This window comes from Mycobacterium toneyamaense (genome assembly GCF_055384815.1).
The window spans coordinates 1424392-1445215 of sequence record NZ_AP040333.1 but is presented as its reverse complement, the minus strand read 5'-3'; the positions used below and the strand labels follow the sequence as shown (position 1 = coordinate 1445215).

The 20824-nt window shown below is 67.2% G+C and carries 22 protein-coding genes; 2 read left to right on the top strand and 20 right to left on the bottom strand.

Annotation, left to right across the window (positions count from 1 at the left end; genetic code table 11):
- A complete protein-coding gene (locus ACZ5IQ_RS07115) occupies window positions 1–600 on the top strand; it encodes a cob(I)yrinic acid a,c-diamide adenosyltransferase (RefSeq protein ID WP_212812494.1) in 600 nt (199 codons plus the stop codon).
- 6 nt (window positions 601–606) lie between these two features.
- Here the strand turns inward: ACZ5IQ_RS07115 and ACZ5IQ_RS07110 are convergent, their stop codons facing one another.
- The 18 genes from ACZ5IQ_RS07110 to fadD1 all read right to left on the bottom strand — a co-directional run bounded on the left by ACZ5IQ_RS07110 (window position 607) and on the right by fadD1 (window position 16688).
- On the bottom strand, window positions 607–1053 hold the full coding sequence (locus ACZ5IQ_RS07110) for a DUF2550 domain-containing protein (RefSeq protein WP_212812495.1): 447 nt from the start codon (window positions 1051–1053) through the stop codon (window positions 607–609).
- Between the two features lie 7 nt (window positions 1054–1060).
- Entirely contained in the window at window positions 1061–1426 is a 366-nt protein-coding gene (locus tag ACZ5IQ_RS07105; protein ID WP_020104136.1) for a F0F1 ATP synthase subunit epsilon, read from the bottom strand.
- A gap of 36 nt (window positions 1427–1462) precedes the next feature.
- Window positions 1463–2893 carry a F0F1 ATP synthase subunit beta gene (gene atpD / locus ACZ5IQ_RS07100; RefSeq protein WP_029105840.1) on the bottom strand — a complete coding sequence of 477 codons (1431 nt, stop codon included), beginning with the start codon at window positions 2891–2893 and terminating at the stop codon, window positions 1463–1465.
- Window positions 2894–2917: 24 nt separating this feature from the next.
- On the bottom strand, window positions 2918–3838 hold the full coding sequence (locus ACZ5IQ_RS07095) for a F0F1 ATP synthase subunit gamma (RefSeq protein ID WP_212812496.1): 921 nt from the start codon (window positions 3836–3838) through the stop codon (window positions 2918–2920).
- 7 nt (window positions 3839–3845) lie between these two features.
- Entirely contained in the window at window positions 3846–5495 is a 1650-nt protein-coding gene (gene atpA, locus ACZ5IQ_RS07090; protein ID WP_212812497.1) for a F0F1 ATP synthase subunit alpha, read from the bottom strand.
- Between the two features lie 35 nt (window positions 5496–5530).
- Window positions 5531–6871: a F0F1 ATP synthase subunit B/delta gene (locus ACZ5IQ_RS07085; protein WP_212812498.1), complete on the bottom strand. Its 1341-nt coding sequence runs from the start codon at window positions 6869–6871 to the stop codon at window positions 5531–5533.
- Window positions 6872–7396, bottom strand: coding sequence for a F0F1 ATP synthase subunit B (locus ACZ5IQ_RS07080; protein WP_212812499.1), 525 nt, complete (start codon window positions 7394–7396; stop codon window positions 6872–6874). It lies immediately after the preceding gene.
- Window positions 7397–7405: 9 nt separating this feature from the next.
- Window positions 7406–7669, bottom strand: a complete 264-nt coding sequence (locus ACZ5IQ_RS07075) for a F0F1 ATP synthase subunit C (protein WP_020104130.1) — start codon at window positions 7667–7669, stop codon at window positions 7406–7408.
- A 76-nt stretch (window positions 7670–7745) separates the two neighbouring features.
- The gene (gene atpB / locus ACZ5IQ_RS07070) at window positions 7746–8498 is read right to left on the bottom strand and encodes a F0F1 ATP synthase subunit A (protein ID WP_174814043.1); all 753 of its coding nucleotides are present in this window, start codon (window positions 8496–8498) and stop codon (window positions 7746–7748) included.
- An 8-nt stretch (window positions 8499–8506) separates the two neighbouring features.
- Window positions 8507–8980, bottom strand: a complete 474-nt coding sequence (locus ACZ5IQ_RS07065; RefSeq protein WP_029105839.1) for a hypothetical protein — start codon at window positions 8978–8980, stop codon at window positions 8507–8509.
- Between the two features lie 259 nt (window positions 8981–9239).
- Window positions 9240–10436 (bottom strand): glycosyltransferase family 4 protein, encoded by a 1197-nt coding sequence (locus ACZ5IQ_RS07060; RefSeq protein WP_043397025.1) that lies wholly within the window; start codon window positions 10434–10436, stop codon window positions 9240–9242.
- Window positions 10433–11092: an L-threonylcarbamoyladenylate synthase gene (locus tag ACZ5IQ_RS07055; RefSeq protein ID WP_212812500.1), complete on the bottom strand. Its 660-nt coding sequence runs from the start codon at window positions 11090–11092 to the stop codon at window positions 10433–10435. Before ACZ5IQ_RS07055 ends, ACZ5IQ_RS07060 begins: the two co-directional genes overlap by 4 nt.
- Window positions 11093–11137: 45 nt before the next feature.
- A complete protein-coding gene (gene prmC / locus ACZ5IQ_RS07050) occupies window positions 11138–11971 on the bottom strand; it encodes a peptide chain release factor N(5)-glutamine methyltransferase (RefSeq protein ID WP_346416888.1) in 834 nt (277 codons plus the stop codon).
- Window positions 11964–13046: a peptide chain release factor 1 gene (gene prfA / locus ACZ5IQ_RS07045; protein ID WP_346416889.1), complete on the bottom strand. Its 1083-nt coding sequence runs from the start codon at window positions 13044–13046 to the stop codon at window positions 11964–11966. Before prfA ends, prmC begins: the two co-directional genes overlap by 8 nt.
- Window positions 13047–13145: 99 nt before the next feature.
- Window positions 13146–13382 carry a 50S ribosomal protein L31 gene (gene rpmE / locus ACZ5IQ_RS07040; protein WP_212812502.1) on the bottom strand — a complete coding sequence of 79 codons (237 nt, stop codon included), beginning with the start codon at window positions 13380–13382 and terminating at the stop codon, window positions 13146–13148.
- A gap of 128 nt (window positions 13383–13510) precedes the next feature.
- Entirely contained in the window at window positions 13511–14701 is a 1191-nt protein-coding gene (locus tag ACZ5IQ_RS07035; RefSeq protein WP_464481439.1) for an RNA polymerase sigma factor, read from the bottom strand.
- Entirely contained in the window at window positions 14701–15048 is a 348-nt protein-coding gene (locus tag ACZ5IQ_RS07030) for a YciI family protein (RefSeq protein WP_346416890.1), read from the bottom strand. The genes ACZ5IQ_RS07035 and ACZ5IQ_RS07030 overlap by 1 nt, the downstream gene beginning before the upstream one ends.
- 77 nt (window positions 15049–15125) lie before the next feature.
- Complete coding sequence (gene fadD1 / locus ACZ5IQ_RS07025) at window positions 15126–16688, bottom strand: fatty-acid--CoA ligase FadD1 (protein WP_464481019.1); 1563 nt, start codon at window positions 16686–16688, stop codon at window positions 15126–15128.
- Window positions 16689–16835: 147 nt separating this feature from the next.
- On the opposite strand from fadD1, the gene ACZ5IQ_RS07020 reads away from it, so the two are divergent.
- Window positions 16836–17435 (top strand): TetR/AcrR family transcriptional regulator, encoded by a 600-nt coding sequence (locus tag ACZ5IQ_RS07020; protein WP_212812505.1) that lies wholly within the window; start codon window positions 16836–16838, stop codon window positions 17433–17435.
- 169 nt (window positions 17436–17604) lie between these two features.
- On the opposite strand, the gene rho is transcribed toward ACZ5IQ_RS07020, so the two are convergent.
- Window positions 17605–19602, bottom strand: a complete 1998-nt coding sequence (gene rho, locus ACZ5IQ_RS07015) for a transcription termination factor Rho (RefSeq protein WP_464481018.1) — start codon at window positions 19600–19602, stop codon at window positions 17605–17607.
- 291 nt (window positions 19603–19893) lie between these two features.
- Window positions 19894–20823 (bottom strand): homoserine kinase, encoded by a 930-nt coding sequence (thrB, locus tag ACZ5IQ_RS07010; protein ID WP_464481017.1) that lies wholly within the window; start codon window positions 20821–20823, stop codon window positions 19894–19896.
- Window position 20824 lies beyond the last annotated feature (1 nt).

The following is a 20824-nucleotide window of genomic DNA, read 5'->3' as shown; positions in this document are numbered from 1 at the left end:
ATGGCCGTGCACCTGACCCGCATCTATACCCGGACCGGTGACGATGGGTCGACCGGGCTCAGCGATTTCAGCCGGGTGTCGAAGAACGACGCGCGCCTGGCCGCCTACGCGGACTGTGACGAAGCCAACGCCGCGATCGGCGTCGCGGTCGCCGCGGGCGCCCCGGACGAACGAATCCGCTTGGTACTCCTGCAGATTCAGAACGATCTGTTCGACGCCGGAGCAGATCTGTCGACCCCGGTGGTCGAGAATCCCGAATACCCGCCGCTGCGGATCACCCAGCCGTACATCGACCGGCTGGAAGGCTGGTGTGACGAATTCAACGAGCCGCTGTCGAAGCTCACGTCGTTCATCCTGCCCGGTGGCACTCCCCTGTCGGCATACCTGCACGTGGCCCGAACCGTGGTCCGGCGCGCGGAGCGGGCGGCCTGGCAGGCGATCGCGGAACACGGCGATTCGGTCAGCGTCCTGCCGGCGAAATATCTGAATCGGCTGTCGGACCTGCTGTTCATCCTGTCGCGGGTCGCGAACCCGGATGGCGATGTGCTGTGGCAGCCCGGCGGTGGGACGCCGCAATCCGACAACACCGGAACTCAATAGGGGAATTCAGACCGCGCGGCGGCGGGACCGCGGCGACGGCCGGGCCTCCAGCCACGACGTGAAAGCCGTCAAAGCCCCACGGTCCAAAGCGATTTCGTAACCGTTGCGCCGTTCGGGACTGTTGTCGCGCAGCTCGAGAATGACCGTTTCGATGGTCATGATGTCGAATTCGTCGCCCCGTGGGGCGCGGCGCCCAACAACTTCCAGGCCACGACGGGACAGCGTCCGGTCGGGCCACCAGCGCAGGCTCGACAAACGATAAAAGCCGGCCTCACCACCGCGGTAGCGCATGACTCCATGCCGCCACCCGTGGCCGCCGGCAGCTGGGTAGTCGCGCAGGATGGCGGCAGTACCGCCAACCTGACGCAACTTCCACAGCCGATAACTCAGTGCGGCAACGGCCAGCACCAACACGCCGACGAGCGCGACCATCATCAACATGGACGCGCTCATCGGAGTATCAGTCGAGCTGGCCTACGGCGCGCAGACGCGCCCGGCCCCACGCAGCGGTCGCCTCGTCGTCGGATGCGGCATCGGCCTTGGCCGCATGCGCATCGATCTCCGACTCCAGCGCCGCATCTTCAACCAGAATCCGCACGGTGTCCTCGGTTACCGAGAGGAACCCACCCGACACGGCGATCCGCAGATCATCCTCGCCCTCACGCTCGACCCGGACCATCGCGTCCTCGACCAGCTGGCCGACCAACGGGATGTGCCGGGGCAGGATGCCGATCTCGCCGGCGGTGGTGCGAGTGAAGACGAATGTGGCCTTGCCTGTCCACAGCGCGCGCTCGACGGCGACGATCTCGACGTCCATTTCGGCCATGTCACACCACCTTTCGTGCTCGAGTAGCTACAGCGATCACAGCTTGGCGCCGAGGCTTTCGGCCTTCTTCGCCAGGTCGTCGAGACCACCGATGAGGAAGAACGCCTGCTCCGGCAGGTGGTCGAAGTCGCCCTTGGCGAGACGGTCGAACGCCTCGATGGTCTCCTTCAGCGGCACCGTCGAACCCGGCTGGCCGGTGAACTGCTCGGCGGCCATCATGTTCTGGCTCAGGAAGCGCTCGATCTTACGGGCGCGGTACACCAGCACCTTGTCCTCTTCCGACAGTTCGTCGATACCGAGGATGGCGATGATGTCCTGAAGGTCCTTGTAACGCTGCAGGATTCGGATGACTTCCTGAGCGACCCGGTAGTGCTCGTCGCCGACGATGCTGGGGTGCAGGATCGTCGAGGACGACGCCAGCGGGTCCACGGCCGGGAAGATGCCCTTGGAGAACACCGCACGAGAAAGCTCGGTGGTGGCATCCAGGTGGGCGAACGTGGTGGCCGGGGCCGGGTCGGTGTAGTCGTCGGCGGGCACGTACACGGCCTGCATCGAGGTGATCGAACGACCACGGGTCGAGGTGATGCGCTCCTGGAGCTCACCCATCTCGTCGGCCAGCGTCGGCTGGTAACCCACGGCCGAAGGCATACGACCCAGCAGGGTCGAGACCTCGGAACCGGCCTGGGTGAACCGGAAGATGTTGTCGATGAAGAGCAGCACGTCCTGGTTCTGCTCGTCGCGGAAGTACTCGGCCATGGTCAGTGCCGACAGGGCGACGCGCATACGGGTGCCTGGCGGCTCGTCCATCTGGCCGAACACCAGCGCGGTGTCCTTGAGCACGTTGGCGTCCGCGAGCTCGACCCACAGGTCGTTGCCCTCACGGGTGCGCTCGCCGACACCGGCGAACACCGAGGTACCACCGAAGTTGCGGGCAATACGGTTGATCATCTCCTGGATCAGAACCGTCTTACCGACACCGGCACCACCGAACAGGGCGATCTTGCCACCGCGCACATACGGGGTCAGCAGGTCGACGACCTTCAGACCGGTCTCCAGCATCTCGGTGCGGGGCTCCAGGTCGGCGAAGGCCGGCGGCTTGCGGTGGATGGACCAGTGCTCGAACTCCTTGCCGTAACCCGGCTCGTCGAGGCAGTCACCCAGGGCGTTGAACACGTGGCCCTTGACGCCGTCGCCGACGGGCACCGAAATGGAGGCGCCGGTGTCGCGGACGTCGGTGCCACGCACCAGGCCGTCGGTCGGCTGCATCGAGATGCAGCGCACCAGGTTGTCACCGAGGTGCTGGGCAACCTCGAGGGTCAGGGTCTTGGCCAGCGCACCGAAGGTGATGTCGGCGTGCAGAGCGTTGAACAGCTCGGGCACAGAGCCACGCGGGAATTCGATGTCCACCACCGGGCCGGTGATGCGAACCACGCGACCAGTGGTCTTGGTCTCTACGGCAGAAGTCATATCTCTCTTCGCTTCCTACGGGGCCTATTTCGCGTCGGCCAGCGCGTTGGCGCCACCGACGATTTCGCTGATTTCCTGGGTGATCTGGGCCTGGCGCTCGCGGTTCGCGGCGAGGGTCAGGGCCTTGATCAGGTCGTCGGCGTTGTCCGTTGCCGACTTCATGGCGCGTCGACGCGAAGCCGACTCCGAGGCCGCGGCCTCAAGCAGTGCCGCGTAGACACGGGTCGCGATGTAGCGCGGGAGCAACGCGTCGAACAGCACGTCCGCACTCGGCTCGAACGAGTACAGGGTGTGGACCTCGGTCGGCTCCCCCGTGTACTCGACGGCCAGCGGTGCGATCCGCACGGCCTCGGCGGTCTGCGACAGCATCGACTTGAACTCGGTCGACACGATGTGCAGTTCGTCGACGCCCAAGACGCCGTCGGCACCCGGTTCGTCACCCTCATCGTCCGCACCCGACATGAACGCCGTCACCAGGGTGTCGGCGATCTCCTTGGCATTGGCGTACTCCGGACGCTCCGAGAAGCCGGTCCACGACTCGGCGACGGCGCGCTGACGGAAGCTGTAGTACCCCAAGGCCTTTCGGCCGACGACGTACAGCACCGGTTCCTTGCCCTCGTTGCGCAGCAACGTGAACAGTTCCTCGGCCCGACGCAGCACGTTGGCGTTGTAACCGCCGCACAGGCCGCGGTCGGACGACACCACCAGGACGCCGGCACGGCGCGGGTTCTCCCGCTCCACGAGCAGCGGGTGGTCCAGCGCGCTGGCCCCCGCAAGCTCGGTGAGCATGTTGGTGATCTCGGTGGCGTAGGGCCGGGCTGCATCAACCCGGGCCTGCGCCTTGGCGATCCGCGACGTGGCGATCAGCTCCTGCGCCTTCGTGATCTTCTTGATCGACGAGGCGGATTTGATACGTCCGCGTAGCTCGCGCAGTGTGGCTGCCATTGGTTACCTAGGCCTTCTTCGGTGCCGGCTTGTTGACCTTGACCGACTCCTGGCCGAGCTCAGCAGGATCCAGGGCCTCGGCCTCGGCTTCCTTGACAACGACCGAGCTGCCGTCGGAGGCGGCGAAGCCCTTCTTGAACTCGTTGATGACCGAGACCAGCTTCTCCTCGTTCTCCTCGGAGAGCTTCTTGGTCTCCTTGATCCCGGTGAGGATGTCGGCGTGGCTGGCCTTCACGTGCTCCAGCAGTTCGGACGAGAAGCGCGAAACGTCTTCGGCCGGAACCGAATCCAGGTGGCCCTGGGTACCGAGGAAGATCTCGATAACCTGGTCTTCGACGGCCAGCGGGCTGTACTGCGGCTGCTTCAGCAGCTCGACCAGGCGCACACCGCGGTCCAGCTGAGCCTTCGAAGCGGCGTCCAGGTCCGAGGCGAAGGCCGCGAAGGCCTCCAGCTCGCGGTACTGCGACAGGTCCAGACGCAGCGAACCCGCAACTTCCTTCATCGCCTTGATCTGGGCGGCACCACCGACGCGGGACACCGACACACCCACGTTCACGGCCGGGCGGACACCCTGGTTGAACAGGTCGGACTCCAGGAAGCACTGACCGTCGGTGATCGAGATGACGTTGGTCGGGATGAACGCCGAGATGTCGTTGGCCTTGGTCTCGATGACCGGCAGACCCGTCATCGAACCGCCACCGAGCTCGTCGGACAGCTTCGCGCAACGCTCCAGCAGACGCGAGTGCAGGTAGAAGACGTCACCCGGGAACGCCTCGCGGCCCGGCGGGCGACGCAGCAGCAGCGAGATGGCGCGGTAGGCGTCGGCCTGCTTGGACAGGTCGTCGAACACGATCAGGACGTGCTTGCCGTTGTACATCCAGTGCTGACCGATCGCCGAGCCGGTGTACGGGGCCAGCCACTTGAAGCCGGCGGGGTCGGAGGCGGGAGCCGCGACGATGGTCGTGTACTCCATGGCGCCACCCTCTTCCAGCGCGCGCTTCACGCTGGCGATGGTGGTGCCCTTCTGGCCGATCGCGACGTAGACGCAGCGCACCTGCTGCTTCGGGTCGCCGGTCTCCCAGGCCTCGCGCTGGTTCAGGATGGTGTCGACGCAGACGGCGGTCTTGCCGGTCTTGCGGTCACCGATGATCAGCTGACGCTGGCCGCGGCCGATCGGGGTCATGGCGTCGATGGCCTTGATACCGGTCTGCAGCGGCTCGCTGACGCTCTGGCGCTGAACGACGGTCGGGGCCTGCAGCTCGAGGGCACGACGGGTCTCGGCCTTGATCTCGCCCTGGCCGTCGATCGGCTCACCCAGCGGGTTGATGACGCGGCCGAGGAACTCGTCGCCGACCGGCACCGAGAGCACCTCGCCGGTGCGCTTGACCTGCTGGCCCTCTTCGATCTTCTCGAACTCACCCAAGATGACCGCACCGACGCTGTGCTCGTCGAGGTTCAGGGCCACGCCCAGAACACCGCCGGGGAACTCGAGGAGCTCCTGGGTCATGACCGAGGGCAGACCCTCGACGTGTGCGATGCCGTCACCGGCGTCGACGACAGTGCCGATCTCTTCACGATCGGTCGAGGCCGAGAACGTCGTTACGTAGTTCTCGATGGCACCTTCGATATCAGCAGCCGAGATTGTCAACTCTGCCATGGTTTTTGGTCTTCCTAGTCTTGGGTGTTTCGGAGTTAGTCGGGCAGCCGGTTGGAGGCGGCGGCCAGTCGTGACGAGATGGAGCCGTCGATCACCTCGTCGCCGACGGTGATGGTCAGACCACCGAGGAGGCTCGGGTCGACATGCAGCTGGACGGACACCGGGTGACCGTAGATGCGGGTCAGGACCGACGTCAGTCGGGTGCGCTGGGCATCCGACAGGGCCGCGGCCGCTTCGACGTGGGCAACCACCTCGCCGCGGCGGGCGACTGCCAGCTCGGCCAGATCAAGGACGGCCTGGTCAGCACGCTCACCGCGCAGCAGGCTCACGGTCTGCGTCAGCAGCGCCTTGACGGTGCTGTTGACCGAGCCGTTGGCACCGGTGAGGACCTTGTCCAGCAAGGCAACTCGGCCGTCGACCGGGGTGCCGTAGTCACCGAGCAGCGTCGAGAGGCGCGGCTGCGCGTCCAGCACACGGCTGAACCGGAACAGCTGATCCTCGACCTCGGCGACGTCACCGCTGACCTCGGCCCGCTTGATCAGTGCCAGGCGAGCGACGTGCTCGACGGCGTCGACCAGGTCGGACTGCTCCGACCACCGCGAAGACACCGCGGAACGCAGCAGCTCCAGTGCGTTGGCGCCGATCTTGCCGGACAGCACCGCGTCCAGCAGAGCGACCTTGGGGGCCGGGTTGTCGGCGGGCTCGGCCAGGTGCCGGCCGAGGTTGACCTCGGTCAGCAGCAGGCGGGCGACGGCGGCCAGATCATCGGCGAGCGCGGTCAGCGCGGCCGCATCCAGGCCGTTGGCGGTCGCGTCGAACTTCTCGACCAGCGCGGTCAGTGATTCCCGGCTCGCGGCCCGCAGCTTCACCTCGGCGTGGGTACCGACCTCGGCCGAGGACGGGGCCATCTGCTCGAGATCGTCGAGGAAGCGGTCGACGGTGCCGGCCTGCGCGCCGGGCTCGGCGACGTAGCGCCGCACCAGCTCGTCGGCCTTGGCGACGGATTCCGCGCCCAGCTCCTGACGGAGCTCGCGGATGACGCCCTGGCGCATCAGCTCGACGTGCTGGCCGCCCTGTGCCTTGATCCGCTCGGCGTCGATGGCGGCCTGCTCGGTGAGCTGCTCCACGATGCGCTGCGAATCGTGCCGGGCCTCGTCGGTCACCTTGGCCGACTCGGCCTTCGCGTCGGCAAGAGCCTTGGCGTGCATCTTGTCGGCGTCGGCGAGTTTCTGTGCGGCTTCGGCACTTTCGGCCAGCGCGACGCGAACGGCCTCCTGCTGCTTGGCCATCATGCCCTTCACCGGAGGTACCACGTACTTCCAGATGATGGCCACGATGACGGCAAAGCCGATCAGCTGCCCGATGAAGATTTCCATCTACTGGCTCCCGCCTGATTTCACGTCAGCCGCCAACTCGACGCCGAGAATGCGGCTCGCCAGCGTCTGGGACAGGTTGTCGACCGACGACTGCAGTTCGGTCTGTGTGGACTGCCGCTGTGCGGACAGTGCCTGGTCGGCACCCTTGAGGGTTTCGGCCACCTCACCACTCGCCGCTGCACGCGCCTGGTCGACGACCTTGCGGCCCTCGTTGCGGGCCTCGTCACGGATGGCCGAAGCCTCCGTGCGAGCGCTCGCCATCGCCGCGTTGTAGTCCGCCTCTGCGGCGGCCACCTGCTCAGCCGACTTCCGGTTGTCAGCAGCGGTCTTGGCCAGCATTTCCTCGCGTTCGACCAAGACCTTGCTGATCGGTGGCACAACCCACTTGCCGATCACGCCGAGCACGATCAGGAAGATGATCAGCACGACGAAGAAGGTCGCGTTGGGGATCAGGAAGTTCTGACCCCCGCCGCCTTCCGCTGCTGCCTGGCCCGAGGCCAGGATGGTTGCGCTCAATTCACCCATGTCGACGGATTACGACAGGCCCGGGGTGGCGAACACGAAGAGCGCCATGAAGGCCAGGTTGATGAAGTACGCGGCTTCCACCAGACCGACGGTGATGAAGAACGGGGTGAACAGGCGGCCCTGGGCCTCCGGCTGACGGGCGATGCCCGAGATCAGCGCGTTACCGGCGATACCGTCACCGATACCGGCACCGATGGCGCCACCGGCCATGATCAAGCCACCGCCGATGAGGGCGCCCTGGATGATAGTGGCGTTCGTTGCTGCGTCGGCCATTCTCTTTTTCCTCCTTGGTAACTGGTAGCTGCGCTACCAGGGTCTTATTTGTGGTTCCTACAGGTCTTGCGGGTACTCAGTGGTGCTCGTCGAGTTCCATCGACTGGCTGAAGTACAGGATCGTCAGCAGCGCGAAGATGAACGCCTGGATGAGCCCGACGAACAGGTCGAAGGTCTTCCAGATGGCGTTCGGCGCCCACTGCACGTACCACGGGAACATCGCGATCAGCGCGACCAGGATGCCGCCGGCGAACATGTTGCCGAAGAGTCGGAGAGACAGCGAGACCGGCTTGGCGATCTCCTCGACGATGTTGATCGGCGCCAGGACCGCGACGTGGCCCTTCAGCAGCTTCTTGAAGTGGCCGAAGACGCCCCGGCGCCAGATGCCCGCAGCGTGGTAGCAGAGGAACACGAACAGCGCGAGCGCCAACACGTAGTTGATGTCCGAGGCCGGCGGGGCCAGCAGTTCCTTCGCGCCACCGTCTTCCCCACCGAACTGCACCGGCAGGACCGACAGCCAGTTGGAGATCAGGATGAAGGTGAAGATCGTGACGGCCAGCGGGAGCACGAACGGCGCGATCTTCATGCCGATCGCGGTCTCGATCTGCTGGCGCATCTGGATGGTGATGGCCTCGAAGAACAGCTGCACACCGCCCGGCACACCGGTGGAGGTCACCTTGGCCTTCACGAAGAACGCCAGCGCGATGACGATGACCGCGGCCACGCTGGTGGCGATGATCGTGTCGACGTTGAAGGTGTAGCCCCACAGCTCGTGCTGCTCGTGGTGGCCGACCTCGATGGCGGCCTCGGCGGTGAATTGTTGAATCACTTGGGTCGTCAGTCCTTTGCTTCTGATCCGTCGTGTGCTTCTGGTTGGTCGCCGCCGCCACCGTTACGTTGGCCGGCGCGGACCTTCTTCATCACCGGCAATGCGGTGCTCATGACAAGAATCGCCTGGAACAATGCCACCCCGAACAGCACGCCGATACCGGTTGGCTTGAAGAACCACGTGATCAGCAGGGCGATCACCGAGATGGCGACCAACCGCATGGCGGAGTTGGCGGCCATCTGCATCTTCAGGGGGTGGTCCTTGGCGGTGACCTTGGCAACCGCGCGACGGACCATCATGGCGTTGGCCAGACCGAGCGCCATCCCCAGACCGAAGAAGGCGCCGAACTTCAGATTGCCGCTCACTGCGTAGCCGCCACCGAGTGCGATGGCTGTCACGAGGAGCGAGATAGCAAACAAACGCACGGGCTGAAAAGCCACTGCCGGCAACACCAAAGGCGCGTCCTGCGCTGGTGTCGTCATGGTGTTCACCTCAATCCCGCGGTCACGAGTGCCGTCCCCATATACCTGGCAATCCTGTGTGCGTGCCCACAGAGCGTATCGAAGGTCACATCGAGCGCGTCGGGCACACTGGAATCACCCAAGGGGAAGCTCCCTTTGTCGGTCGTCATTCGGCGCCGATCGGCTTGTGTGAACCGATGGGCCGGGCCGGCAACCCGCGAGGTTTTTCGGGTTCTGCCAGAACCGTACCACATGGTGAGCACCCGAAAACGGGCACCTACTACTTTTTGTCGTACTCGCCTTCTGGCAGGTCATCGCGCCGCCGCAGGAGCGGAATCAGGGTGAAGATGGCGGCTAGCAGGATGGCCCCGAGCATCACCGCACCGGTGTACCGGGGGTCGAAGAAAATGGTGCTGGCAGCCCCCAGCGCCACGATGCCCACCCATAGATAGATCAACAGCACGACGCGTCGGTGCGAATGACCGATCTGCAGCAGCCGGTGGTGCAGATGCATCTTGTCGGGACTGAACGGGCTGAGCCCGGCACGGGTGCGGCGCACGATGGCCAGCAGCATGTCGAGGGCCGGTACGAACATCACCGCAACGACCAACAGAAATGGCGACAGCAAAGCAAACACGTCGCGCGCGCCGTAGGCGTTCTGGGAGATCGGGCCCGCCGCCGTGGTCGACGCCGCCGCCAGCATCAGACCGATGAGCATGGACCCGGAGTCCCCCATGAAGATGCGGGCCGGGTGGAAGTTGTGCGGCAGGAAGCCCAGGCACGCGCCCGCCAGCACCACCGAGATGACGGCGGGCGGGTAGAACAGCACGTCACCGCCGTGGTCGCGCAGCAGCCCGACCGAGAAGATGCAGATGGCCGACGCGGTGATGAGCCCCAGCCCGGCGGCCAGACCGTCGAGGCCGTCGACGAAGTTCATCGCGTTGACGATCGACACCGTCAGCGCCAGGGTCAGCAGGATCGACGACGCCTGGTCCAGCACGATGGTGCCGACACCGCCGATCGGGATGTACAGCACACTCCACGCGACGCCCATGGTGACCAGGACGCTGGCTGCGGTGATCTGGCCGGCGAACTTCGTCAGGGCGTCCAGGCCCCAGCGGTCGTCGATCAGGCCGATCAGCATGATCAGGCCGCCCGCCACCACCACCGCGGGCATACCGGACGAATAGACGAAACCTCGGGTCAGTGCGGGCAATTGGGACGCCAGCAGGACGGCGGCCGCCACCCCGATGTACATGGCCAGCCCGCCCATCCGCGGGACCGGCTGGACGTGGACGTCGCGTTCGCGCGGATAGGCCACGGCGCCGAACCGGAACGCCAGCGCCCGCACCCAGCCCGTGGCGAAGTAGGTGATGATCGCCGCGGTCAGACCGACCAGCACGAGCTCCCGGAGGGGAACCCCGGTGCCCCGGTCGATCTGCGCGAGCAGCCGGCCTGCGTCGGCAACTACGGTCACGACACCTCGCCGGTCAGGGACTCCGCTTCGACTCCGAGCACTTCAGCGATCTGCACGAGCGAGATCGGGCCCTCCCGCAGCACCCGCGGCGTCGCGCCGGTCAGGTCGACGATCGTGGACGCGGCCTGCTTGGTCGCCGGTCCCGCGTCCAGGTAGACCTCGACCTTGTCGCCCAGCTGTGCCCGCGCCTCGTCGGCGTTGACCGCGGGCGGTTGGCCCGAGATGTTGGCGCTGGACACCGCCATGGGGCCGACCTCACGCAGCAGCTCGATGGCCACCGGGTGCAAGGGCATGCGCAGCATCACGCTGCCGTTGGTGTCACCGAGATCCCACGACAGCGACGGGGCCTGCCGCACGACCAGGCTCAACGCGCCGGGCCAGAACGCCTCGATCAGATCCCGGGCCGCCGGGGGCACGGCGTAGACGAGCCCGTCGATGGTGCGCCAGGAACCGACGAGCACCGGGACCGGCATGTTGCGGCCCCTCCCCTTCGCGGCCAGCAGCGCCGCGACGGCCTCGCTGTTGAAGGCGTCGGCACCCAGGCCGTAGACGGTGTCGGTGGGCAGCACGACCAGGCGGCCGCCCTTGAGCGCACTGATAGCCGAGGCGATCCCGGTGGCGCGCTTGGCCGCATCACCGCAGTCGAACGTCTCCATCCATCACTCCTCACGCAAGCGTTTCGTCGGTTGCCATGACCCGTTTTACCGTCGGGTCGCGGTGACGAACCGGGGCCGCCCGGTCAGGTCGCGCCGCGCGGTGATGTCACCGAACGTACCGTCGCGGTCCAAGGCGGCCACCACCTGATCGGCTGTGGTGTCGTCGTGTTCGATGCCCAACTTGCCGCCGGGACGCAGCAACCGGGCCGCCAGCGCGATGATCGGCACGATGACGGACATGCCGTCGGGCCCGCCGAACAGGGCGCCGGCCGGGTCGTGGTCGATGACTTCGGGGTCGAGGTCGGCGCCGTCCGGGATGTACGGCGGGTTGGACACCAGCAGGTCCACTGTGCCGGTCCTGTCTGACAGCAGGCTGGGAACGGTGACGTCGGCTTCCAGCACCTCGACGGCGCTGCCGTCGCAGTTGCGCCGGGCATAGGCCAACGCCTCCGGGGACTTCTCGACGGCCACAACTTGCGCCTGCGGCCAGGTGTGCGCCAGCGCCAGGGCCAGCGCTCCCGAGCCCGTGCACAGGTCCACGATCACCGGGCTCGGCGGCAACGGCTGGTTCATGGCCCACTCCAGCAGGGCCTCGGTCTCCGGCCGCGGGATGAACACCCCCGGACCGACGTGCACTTCCACCGGACCGAATGCCGCGGTTCCGATCAAGTGCTGCAAGGGAATTCGTTGTGCGCGACGCGCGATGAGGTCGCCGTAGCCGGCGAAGAACGTCGGGTCCGGCTCGACGAACAGCAGCCGGGCCCGATCGACTCCGGCGATGTGCGCCGCCAGGTACTCGGCGTCGACGCGGGCGGAATCGATGCCCGCCGCAGCCAACGTCGCGGTGGCCTCGTCGAGCGCCTGCCGGATGCTATTCACCCTCGGCGAGCCGGGCCTGCTTGTCGGCGGCCGCGAGGGCGTCGAGCAGCGCGTCCATGTCGCCGTCGAGCACCTGGTCGAGGTTGTGGGCCTTGAAGTTGATCCGGTGGTCGGCGATCCGGTTCTCCGGGAAGTTGTAGGTCCGGATGCGCTCGCTGCGGTCGACGGTGCGGATCTGGCTGGCGCGGTCCGCGGAGGCGTCGGACGCGGCCTGCTCTTCGGCCAGCGCCTGCAGACGCGCGGCGAGCACCACCATGGCGCGGGCCTTGTTCTGCAGCTGCGAGCGTTCGTTCTGGCAGGTGACGACGATGCCGGTGGGCAGGTGCGTGATGCGCACCGCCGAGTCGGTGGTGTTGACGCCCTGACCGCCCTTGCCGGACGAACGGTAGACATCGATCCGCAGGTCCGATTCGTCGATCTGCACCTGCTCGACGTCTTCGGGCTCCGGGTAGACGAGGACGCCGGCGGCCGAGGTGTGCACGCGGCCCTGCGATTCGGTGACGGGCACGCGCTGCACGCGGTGCACACCGCCCTCGAACTTCATGCGCGACCACACGCCGTCGGCCGAATCGCCCTTGCTGGCGATGGTGATGGTGGCGTCCTTGTAGCCGCCGAGGTCCGACCAGGTCTCGTCGAGCACGGTGACGGTCCAGCCATGGCGCTCGGCGTACCGGATGTACATGCGCGCGAGGTCGGCCGCGAACAGCGCCGATTCCTCGCCGCCTTCCCCGGACTTCACCTCGAGAACGACGTCGTCGGCGTCGTGCGGGTCGCGAGGGGCCAGCAGGTCGGTCAGCTTGGCGTCGAGCTCGGCGACGCGGGCTTCCAACTCGGGCACCTCCGCGGCGAACGCGGCATCCTCGGCGGCCAGCTCGCGGGCCGCCTCGAGGTCACCCCGGGCGGCCTCGAGCTTGCGGTAGGTCACGACGATCGGCGACACCTGCGCGAACCGGCGGCCGACCTTGCGGGCGGCGCCGGCGTCGGCGTGCAGGTTCGGGTCCCCCAGCTGCCGCTCGAGGTCGGCGTGCTCGGCCAGCAGTGCCTCGATGCGGGGCGCGGTATCGGTCTGTGCCACTTTCGGACTCCTGCGGTTGTTCTGGGGTGCCGGATGCTGGATACGAAAACGGCGCCCGGACCTGACGCGAATGCGACAGATCGGGCGCCGTTGACGAAGCTAGCTCTCGGACGCGGCCTTCGAGCCGGCGTTGCGCTTGCCGTACCGCTTCTCGAAGCGGGCCACGCGGCCGCCGGTGTCGAGAAGCTTCTGCTTGCCCGTGTAGAACGGGTGGCACTGCGAGCACACCTCGACCACGATGTGGCCGCTTTCCTTGGTGCTACGAGTCTGGAAGCTGTTGCCGCAACCGCAGACCACGGTGGTCTCGACGTATGCGGGGTGAATACCCGATTTCATTTCATGGTCCTCTGTGATCGATGGCGCCGGGTCGCCCGAGAATTCGGACGTGAACCGGAGCCGAGGGGGTTCGGCGGTCGATTATGCCAGGTCAGCCGCCAAGGTCCTAAACGCGTTCGGGCCGGCGACTATTCCTCGGCACCGCACTGCCCCAGCTCGGCGAGGCGACGCTCCAGAAATCGTCGCTCCGGTTCGGTCGTCGCCAATGCCAGCGCGCGCTCGAAGGCGGTCCGCGCCTCTCCGGTGCGGCCCAAGCGACGCAGCAATTCCGCCCGGGTCGACGGCAGATAGCGATAATCGCCCAGGTCAAGGGCATCGATGAGCTCCAGCGCCCGGGCGGGATCGCCGGCCTCAGCGACAGCCACCGCACGATTGAGCGCCACCACCGGCGATCCGGTGAGCGCTTCGAGCCGCTCGTACAGGACCACAACCTCGGGCCAGTCGATCTCCTCGTCGGCCTGCAGCGAGGCGATGGCGGCCTGCAGGACGTACGGCCCGGCAGCGAGCCGCAGGGCCAGCGCGCGGTCCAGCGCGGCACGCCCGGCGTCGACCTTGGCCTGGTCGTACCGCGTGCGGTCCTGCTCGGCTAGGGGCACCACCCGACCGTCGACCACACGGGCCGCGCGCCGCGAATCGTGCAGCAGCATCAGCGCCAGCAACCCGTAGGCCTCGGGCTCGTCGGCCAAGAGGTCGGCGAGGAGACGGCCGAGGCGGATCGCTTCGGCGGCGAGGTCATCGCGCTCGGTGAAGCCCTGGTTGAAGATCAGGTAGATCACCGCCAGCACCGTCGCCACGCGGTCGGGCAGCATCCGGTCGGCCGGCAGGGCGAACGGGATGTTCGTCGCCTTGATCTTGGCCTTGGCGCGGGACAGGCGACGCTTCATGGTGTCCTCTGAGACCAGGAACGCCCGCCCGATCTCGGCGGTGGTCAGCCCGCCGAGCGCCCGCAGCGTGAGCGCCACCTGGGCGTCGCGCGCCAGGGCCGGATGGCAGCACATGAAGATCAGCTGCAGCCGGTCGTCGCCGATGGTGCTGTCATCGAGATCGATGTCGTCCATGGTGATTGCCTGTTGATCGGCGTGGAGCAGCCGGGTTTTGGCGCGCAGCGTCTGCTCGCGGCGCAACCGGTCGATCGCCACGTTGCGGCCGGTCCGCACCAGCCAGGCCACCGGCGCGTCCGGCACACCGTCGCGGGCCCACCGCTCGGCGGCGCGGACGAATGCCTCCTGCGCGGCATCCTCGGCGAGCTCGAAATCGCCGAGGATGCCGATGAGCGCGGCCAGGACCCGGCCCCACTCGCGCTGGAAGATCGCGTCGATCAGTGGGCACCCTCAAATGGGGTCTCGAAGAGCGGCCGCACCTCGACGCCGCCACCGAGTCGCACGGCCGGGATCCGCTGGGCGAATTTGATGGCCTCGTCGAGATTCTCGGCGTCGATGACGAAATAGCCGGCGAACACCTCTTTGGTGTCGGCGAAGGGACCGTCGGTGATCAGGTCGGCCCGAACCGATGTCGCGGTTTCGACGGGCTGCAGGTGGCCGCCACCAACGCACTGCGGGTCCTGACGAAGCGCCGCGTACTCGGCCGTCAGGGCCGCGTGCTCTTCCTCGGTGATGTCGGTGTCGTGGCTGCCCGGCTTGATGTAGATCAGCGTTGCGTATTTCATCGTTGTCTCCCTTTGGGTTGATCGTCCAACAGCAGTGAGACGAACGGGGACCCAATGTGGGGACACGACCGCCGAAATCAGTTTTCGGCGAGTGGCGCGTACTCCGTGCCGTCCCGTTTCCACAGCACCCGGCCGGCCGGATCGGCGCCCAACGCAACCAGTTCCCGCTTGAGAATCTTGTTGGTCGCGGTGCTGGGCAGGTCGTCGGCGATCCAGACGTACCGCGGCCAGGACTTCGGGGACAGGTCCGGCTGCGCGGCCAGGAATTCCGCGAACGCCTTCGGGTCGAGGGCCTGGCCATCGCGCAGCACCATGGCGGCCATCACCTGGTCACCGACGAACTCGTCGGGCACCGGGTAGACCGCGACGCGGCTGATCACCGGATGCCGCAACAGGATTCGTTCGATGGGCGCCGCGGTGATGTTCTCTCCGTCCACGCGCATCCAGTCGGCGGTGCGGCCGGCAAGGTAGATCCAGCCGTCGGCGTCGCGGTAGGCCAGGTCCCCCGACCAGTACATGCCGTGCCGCAGCCGTTCGTCCGTCGCACCCTGGTCGTTGTGGTAGCCGCGGAACATGCCGCTGCCGTTGGTGTTCACCAACTCGCCGGTGGCCGCCTCGGCATTGATCAGCGCTCCGGTCTCGTCGAAGCGGGCCACATCGCACTCCTGGACGGTCTCCGGGTCGTAGACGGCGACGCCCGGGAAACCCTTGCCGACGCTGCCGGCCGGGGTCCCCTCGGAGCGGGTGATGATGATCGCGAGCTCGGTCGAACCGAAGCCGTCCCACACGCTGCAGCCGAAGCGGCGGCTGAACTCGTCGATGTCGCGGTCGGCGGCCTCGTTGCCGAACGCCACCCGCAGCGGATTGTCGTGGTCGTCGGGCTGCTCGGTGGTGGCCAGAATGTAGGCCAGCGGCTTGCCGACGTAGTTCATGTAGGTCGCGCCGTAGCGGCGGATATCCGGGAGGAAACCCGACGCGGAGAACTGCGCGGGTGCCATCGCCGCGCCGGAACCGAGTGCGACGCCCCAGCCGGCGTAGACGCCGTTGGAGTGGAACAGCGGCATCGCCAGATAACAGGTGTCCTTCTCGGTCAGCTCGTAGCGCTGCACGAGTGCCGCTGCGGAGAACAGCACGATGGAGTGCGCCACCTCGACGGCCTTGGGCTCACCGCTGGTGCCGGAGGTGAAGATCATCATGAAGGTGTCGTCGGGCCCGACTTCACGATGTGGGGTCAGATCCTGCTGTGGCCACTCGGTCGCGGTGACGTCGACGACGGTGACCCCGGGCAGGCTGAGGCCGGCGAGCAGGTCGCGGTGCTGGGCGTCGACGAGGACGATCTGGCATTCGACGCGGGCGATGTCGCGGGCGAGCGCCGCACCGCGACGGGTGTTGTTGATGCCGCACAGCACATAGCCGCCCAGGGCCGCGGCGGCGAGCGCGGTGAGCATGTCCGGGGTGTTGCCCAGCAGCGTGCCCACGTGCAGCGGCCGCAGCGGGTCGGCCTGGCCGATCAGGGCGGCGGCCTGCGCCCGGGCTCCGGCGACGTACTTTCGCCAGGTCCAGGTCGCCTCGCCGTACTTGACGGCGACGGTGTCCTGGTCGGCGCGTTCGCGAAGTAACTGCTGAAGGGTGTCCGCCATATGGGCTCCCGGGGCATGGGCGATCACGAGAACCACCCGAGTGAACAGATTCCTGGAAGTGTCTACCATGCTTGACGGGTGGCGCACTAGCGTCAGCGCCCTGGCAGAATCGTCGTTCGCCCGGTTGACATGTGAGGAGACATCCCGGTGGCAAGCCCAGAATCCCCGAAGAGCGTGCGTGATCGACTGATCGACGCCGCCGAAGAGTGCATGCGCGCCAAGGGAATTCGCGCCACGACGGTATCCGAGGTCGCCGAGGCCGCCGGCGTCTCCCGCGGTTGGCTGTACCGGCACTTCCCGGACAAGGTGACGCTGCTGGGCGCCGCGATCGTCCGGCTCAACAACGCCTACTGGAGCGACGCGCACGCCATGCTGGCCTCGATCGAAGGCCTGGACAACCAGATCGTCACCGGAATCCAGCACGGCCGCACCGCCTATGACGATCCCGGGGCCCTGCTGATGAAGCTGCGCGTCGAGGAGCCCGACGAGTTCGCCGCCTGCGCCGGCGCCGGCGTGCAGGGCCTGGTGCCCGACCTCGCCGATTTCTGGTCCCGCTACCTCGTCGCCGCGCGCGACAACGGCGAAATTCACCCCGATACCGACATCGACGACGCCGCCGAGTGGATCGCCCGCGTCATCCTGTCGCTGGCCACGATGCCCGGGCAGCGGCTGGACGCCAACAACGCCGACGAACTGCTCGCGCACGTGCGCCGCTACGTGATGCCGGGACTGAAGGCCCAGCCGTAAACCAGCCGGCGAACTGGTTGTCGGCGCGGACTTCGGCTTTCCCAAGCGCGAAACCAACCGGATGGCGGCTTTCGGCCAAGTTTCCTGCCACCCCGTTGGTTTCGTGTTCCACTCAAAATGTCGAAGCCCCCAAATCGGCTGATTTGGGGGCTTCGGCGTGGGCTGGGGCCTAGTCGGCGTCCATGTTGCCCGGGGCCGTCTTCGAGACCTGAACCAGGAACTCGTAGTTGGTCTTGGTCTTGCGCAGCTGGCTCATCAGCAGGTCGATGGCCTGGTGCGGGTCCAGACCCGACAGCACCCGACGCAGCTTGTGCACGATCGCGAACTCGTCCGGGCCGAGCAGCAGCTCGTCCTTGCGGGTACCGGATGGGTTGACGTCGACAGCCGGGAACACGCGGCGCTCGGCGATCTTGCGGTCCAGCTTGAGCTCGGCGTTACCCGTGCCCTTGAACTCCTCGAAGATGACGGTGTCACCGGTCGAGCCGGTCTCGACCATCGCGGTCGCGATGATGGTCAGCGAGCCGCCGTTCTCGATGTTGCGCGCAGCACCGAGGAAGCGCTTCGGCGGGTACAGCGCGGTGGAGTCGACACCACCGGACAGGATGCGGCCCGACGCCGGCGACGCGTTGTTGTACGCGCGGCCCAGGCGGGTGATCGAGTCCAGCAGCACGACGACGTCCTTGCCCTGCTCGACGAGGCGCTTGGCCCGCTCGATGGCCAGCTCGGCGGCCTGGGTGTGGTCTGACGGCGGCCGGTCGAAGGTCGAGGCGATGACCTCACCCTTCACCGAGCGCTGCATGTCGGTGACCTCTTCCGGACGCTCGTCGACGAGCACCACCATGAGGTGGCATTCCGGGTTGTTCTTGGTGATCGCGTTGGCGATGTCCTGCATGATCGTCGTCTTACCGGCCTTCGGCGGGGACACGATCAGCGCACGCTGGCCCTTACCGATCGGCATGATCAGGTCGATCACACGCGTGGTCAGCCGCTCCGGAGTGGTCTCCAGGCGCAGCCGCTGGTTCGGGTACAGCGGGGTCAGCTTGGTGAAGTCGGGCCGGTTGCGCGCGGCTTCGACCGGACCACCGTTGACGCTGTCCAGACGCACCAGCGGGTTGAACTTCTGGCGCGGGTTGTTGCCGCCACCGGTGTTCTCGCCCTCGCGCGGGACCCGCACGGCGCCGGTCACCGCGTCGCCGCGGCGCAGTCCGTTCTTGCGGACCATGTTCATCGAGACGTAGACGTCGTTCGGTCCGGCCAGGTAGCCCGAGGTGCGGACGAACGCGTAGTTGTCCAGCACGTCGAGGATGCCGGCGACCGGCTGCAGGACGTCGTCCTCACGCAGTTCGGTCTCGGCGTTGCCGCCCTGGTTGTCGCCGCGCTCGCCACGCCGGCGACGGTCGCGGTCCCGGAACCGACGGCCACGACGGCCCTGGCGGCTGTCGTCGTCGTCATTGTTGTTGGCGTTGTCGCCCTGGTCGCGGTTGCCACCCTGGTCGCGGTTGCCACCCTGGTCGCGGTTGCCACCCTGGTTGCGGTTGCCGCCGCCCTGGTTGTCGCCACCGCGGTCGCGGTTGCCACCCTGGTCGCGGTTGCCGCCCTGGTTACCTTCGGCCTTGTTGCCGCCCTGGTTGCTGTTGTCGGCGTTCCGCTCGCGGTTGCGCTCCTCGCGCGGGGCCTCGGCGTTGTCTGTGCTCTCGCCCTTGTCGGCCTTTTCGGCGGGCTTGTCACCGGCGTCGGCGGCGTCACCGTCGGCGGGCGCACCGGCCCGGCGCGACGCGCCACGGCGCTCGCGGCGCGGGGCCTGCTCGGCGGCGGGGGCGGCAGCGTCGCTTTCGGTGTTTGCGGCCGGGGCCTGGGCTTCCTTGGCCTCGGTAGGGGCGTCGGTGCCGTTCACGGCCTCGGCGGCCTTGGTCTCGTTCTTGGCTTCGGCCTTGGCGGCCTTGGCTTCGCTCTTGGCGCCGTTGGCCTCGCCACGGTGTTCCCGGATGGCGGCGATCAGTTCGCTCTTGCGCATGCCGGAGGTGCCCTTGACGCCGGCCTCGGCGGCGAGCGCGCGCAGGTCGGGGAGCAGAAGACTGGTCAGCGATCCGGAGCGTCCGGCCGCCGGCGCTTCAGTTGCCGGGGCATCAGTGTTGCCGTCGGCGGTGAAGAGGTCCGTATCAGTCACGGATTTCCTTTCTGTGCCCTCGCGCAGTTGATCAGGCGAGGGTTTGGTTCGCAGTCGGACGGCTTCCCCGAACCGCATTCGTCAAATGCCGGGTCGGCCGAGGCACTGCAACAGCCAGACACCAGGATTTGTCGCCGTGCGGCGAACCATCAGTCCACGAGTTGAACATCAAAGAGAAGAGTGGTCGTCCTACCGTAGGCGCAGGTACTAGAGCCTGCGATTGCTGGACGCTGCGAGAATATCTCTCATCCGACAATGAAGCAAGAATTGCCACTCGGCGTGTGCTCTCCGCTAAACGCCGGCACCGACGGTCCAGCGAACCCCTTGGCCCACCGCCATCTTCTCGACGGCGAAACCGTTGGCCGCACCGAATTCGAGGACTTCGGCCGGTAGTTCGGGCTCGGTGCTGAATGCGATAACCGCAGGTCCAGCACCAGAAAGCACTGCTGCCACCCCAGAACGCCGGAGCATCGCCAGATATTCCGCCGAGGCCGGCATCGCCGCCGCGCGCTGCGGCTGGTGCATCACGTCTTCGGTGGCCGCCATCAGCAAATCCGGACGCTGCGTGAGCGCCACCACCAGGAGCGCGGCCCGGCTGACGTTGAACGTAGCGTCCTTGTGGGCGATCTGCTCGGGAAGCACCGCCCGGGTCTCGGCGGTCGACGACCGCACCTGCGGAATCGCCGGGAACAGGTGGATGTCGGGATGCAGCGCCAGCGGCGCGGCCGCGTACACCGGGCCGGGCTCGGTCCAGGACACCACGGCACCGCCCAGCACGGCGGCCGAAGCGTTGTCCGGATGTCCCTCGAACTCCGACGACAGCTGGACCAGCTGATCGAGCGTCAGCGGCTGCGAACCAGATTGGGCGATAAGGCCATTGGCCACCGCCAAACCGCCCACCACTGCGGCGGCCGATGAGCCGAGGCCGCGTGAATGCGGAATGACGTTGCGGCACTTGATGTTCAGGCCGGAAACCGAAACGCCGCCGGCAGCCAGGCCACGCCGGATCGCCCGCACGACCAGATGGGACTCGTCGTCCGGAACCTGCCCGGCCCCCTCCCCCGTCACCTCGATGACGAGGCCGGATTCGGTTGTCTCAGCCTGAATTTCGTCGTACAGGCTCAACGCCAGGCCCAGGCTGTCGAAGCCGGGGCCGAGATTGGCGCTCGAGGCGGGGACGACGGCGGTGGCGAGCAGGCCGGCGGGCAGGTTTTCGGTCACT

Excerpts from the sequence above, each read along its gene's own strand:
- ACZ5IQ_RS07115 (WP_212812494.1), top strand. The coding sequence starts at position 1 with ATGGCCGTGCACCTGACCCGCATCTATACCCGGACCGGTGACGATGGG.
- ACZ5IQ_RS07110 (WP_212812495.1), bottom strand. The coding sequence starts at position 1,053 with ATGAGCGCGTCCATGTTGATGATGGTCGCGCTCGTCGGCGTGTTGGTG.
- ACZ5IQ_RS07105 (WP_020104136.1), bottom strand. The coding sequence starts at position 1,426 with ATGGCCGAAATGGACGTCGAGATCGTCGCCGTCGAGCGCGCGCTGTGG.
- atpD (WP_029105840.1), bottom strand. The coding sequence starts at position 2,893 with ATGACTTCTGCCGTAGAGACCAAGACCACTGGTCGCGTGGTTCGCATC.
- ACZ5IQ_RS07095 (WP_212812496.1), bottom strand. The coding sequence starts at position 3,838 with ATGGCAGCCACACTGCGCGAGCTACGCGGACGTATCAAATCCGCCTCG.
- atpA (WP_212812497.1), bottom strand. The coding sequence starts at position 5,495 with ATGGCAGAGTTGACAATCTCGGCTGCTGATATCGAAGGTGCCATCGAG.
- ACZ5IQ_RS07085 (WP_212812498.1), bottom strand. The coding sequence starts at position 6,871 with ATGGAAATCTTCATCGGGCAGCTGATCGGCTTTGCCGTCATCGTGGCC.
- ACZ5IQ_RS07080 (WP_212812499.1), bottom strand. The coding sequence starts at position 7,396 with ATGGGTGAATTGAGCGCAACCATCCTGGCCTCGGGCCAGGCAGCAGCG.
- ACZ5IQ_RS07075 (WP_020104130.1), bottom strand. The coding sequence starts at position 7,669 with ATGGCCGACGCAGCAACGAACGCCACTATCATCCAGGGCGCCCTCATC.
- ACZ5IQ_RS07065 (WP_029105839.1), bottom strand. The coding sequence starts at position 8,980 with ATGACGACACCAGCGCAGGACGCGCCTTTGGTGTTGCCGGCAGTGGCT.
- ACZ5IQ_RS07055 (WP_212812500.1), bottom strand. The coding sequence starts at position 11,092 with ATGGAGACGTTCGACTGCGGTGATGCGGCCAAGCGCGCCACCGGGATC.
- rpmE (WP_212812502.1), bottom strand. The coding sequence starts at position 13,382 with ATGAAATCGGGTATTCACCCCGCATACGTCGAGACCACCGTGGTCTGC.
- ACZ5IQ_RS07030 (WP_346416890.1), bottom strand. The coding sequence starts at position 15,048 with ATGAAATACGCAACGCTGATCTACATCAAGCCGGGCAGCCACGACACC.
- fadD1 (WP_464481019.1), bottom strand. The coding sequence starts at position 16,688 with ATGGCGGACACCCTTCAGCAGTTACTTCGCGAACGCGCCGACCAGGAC.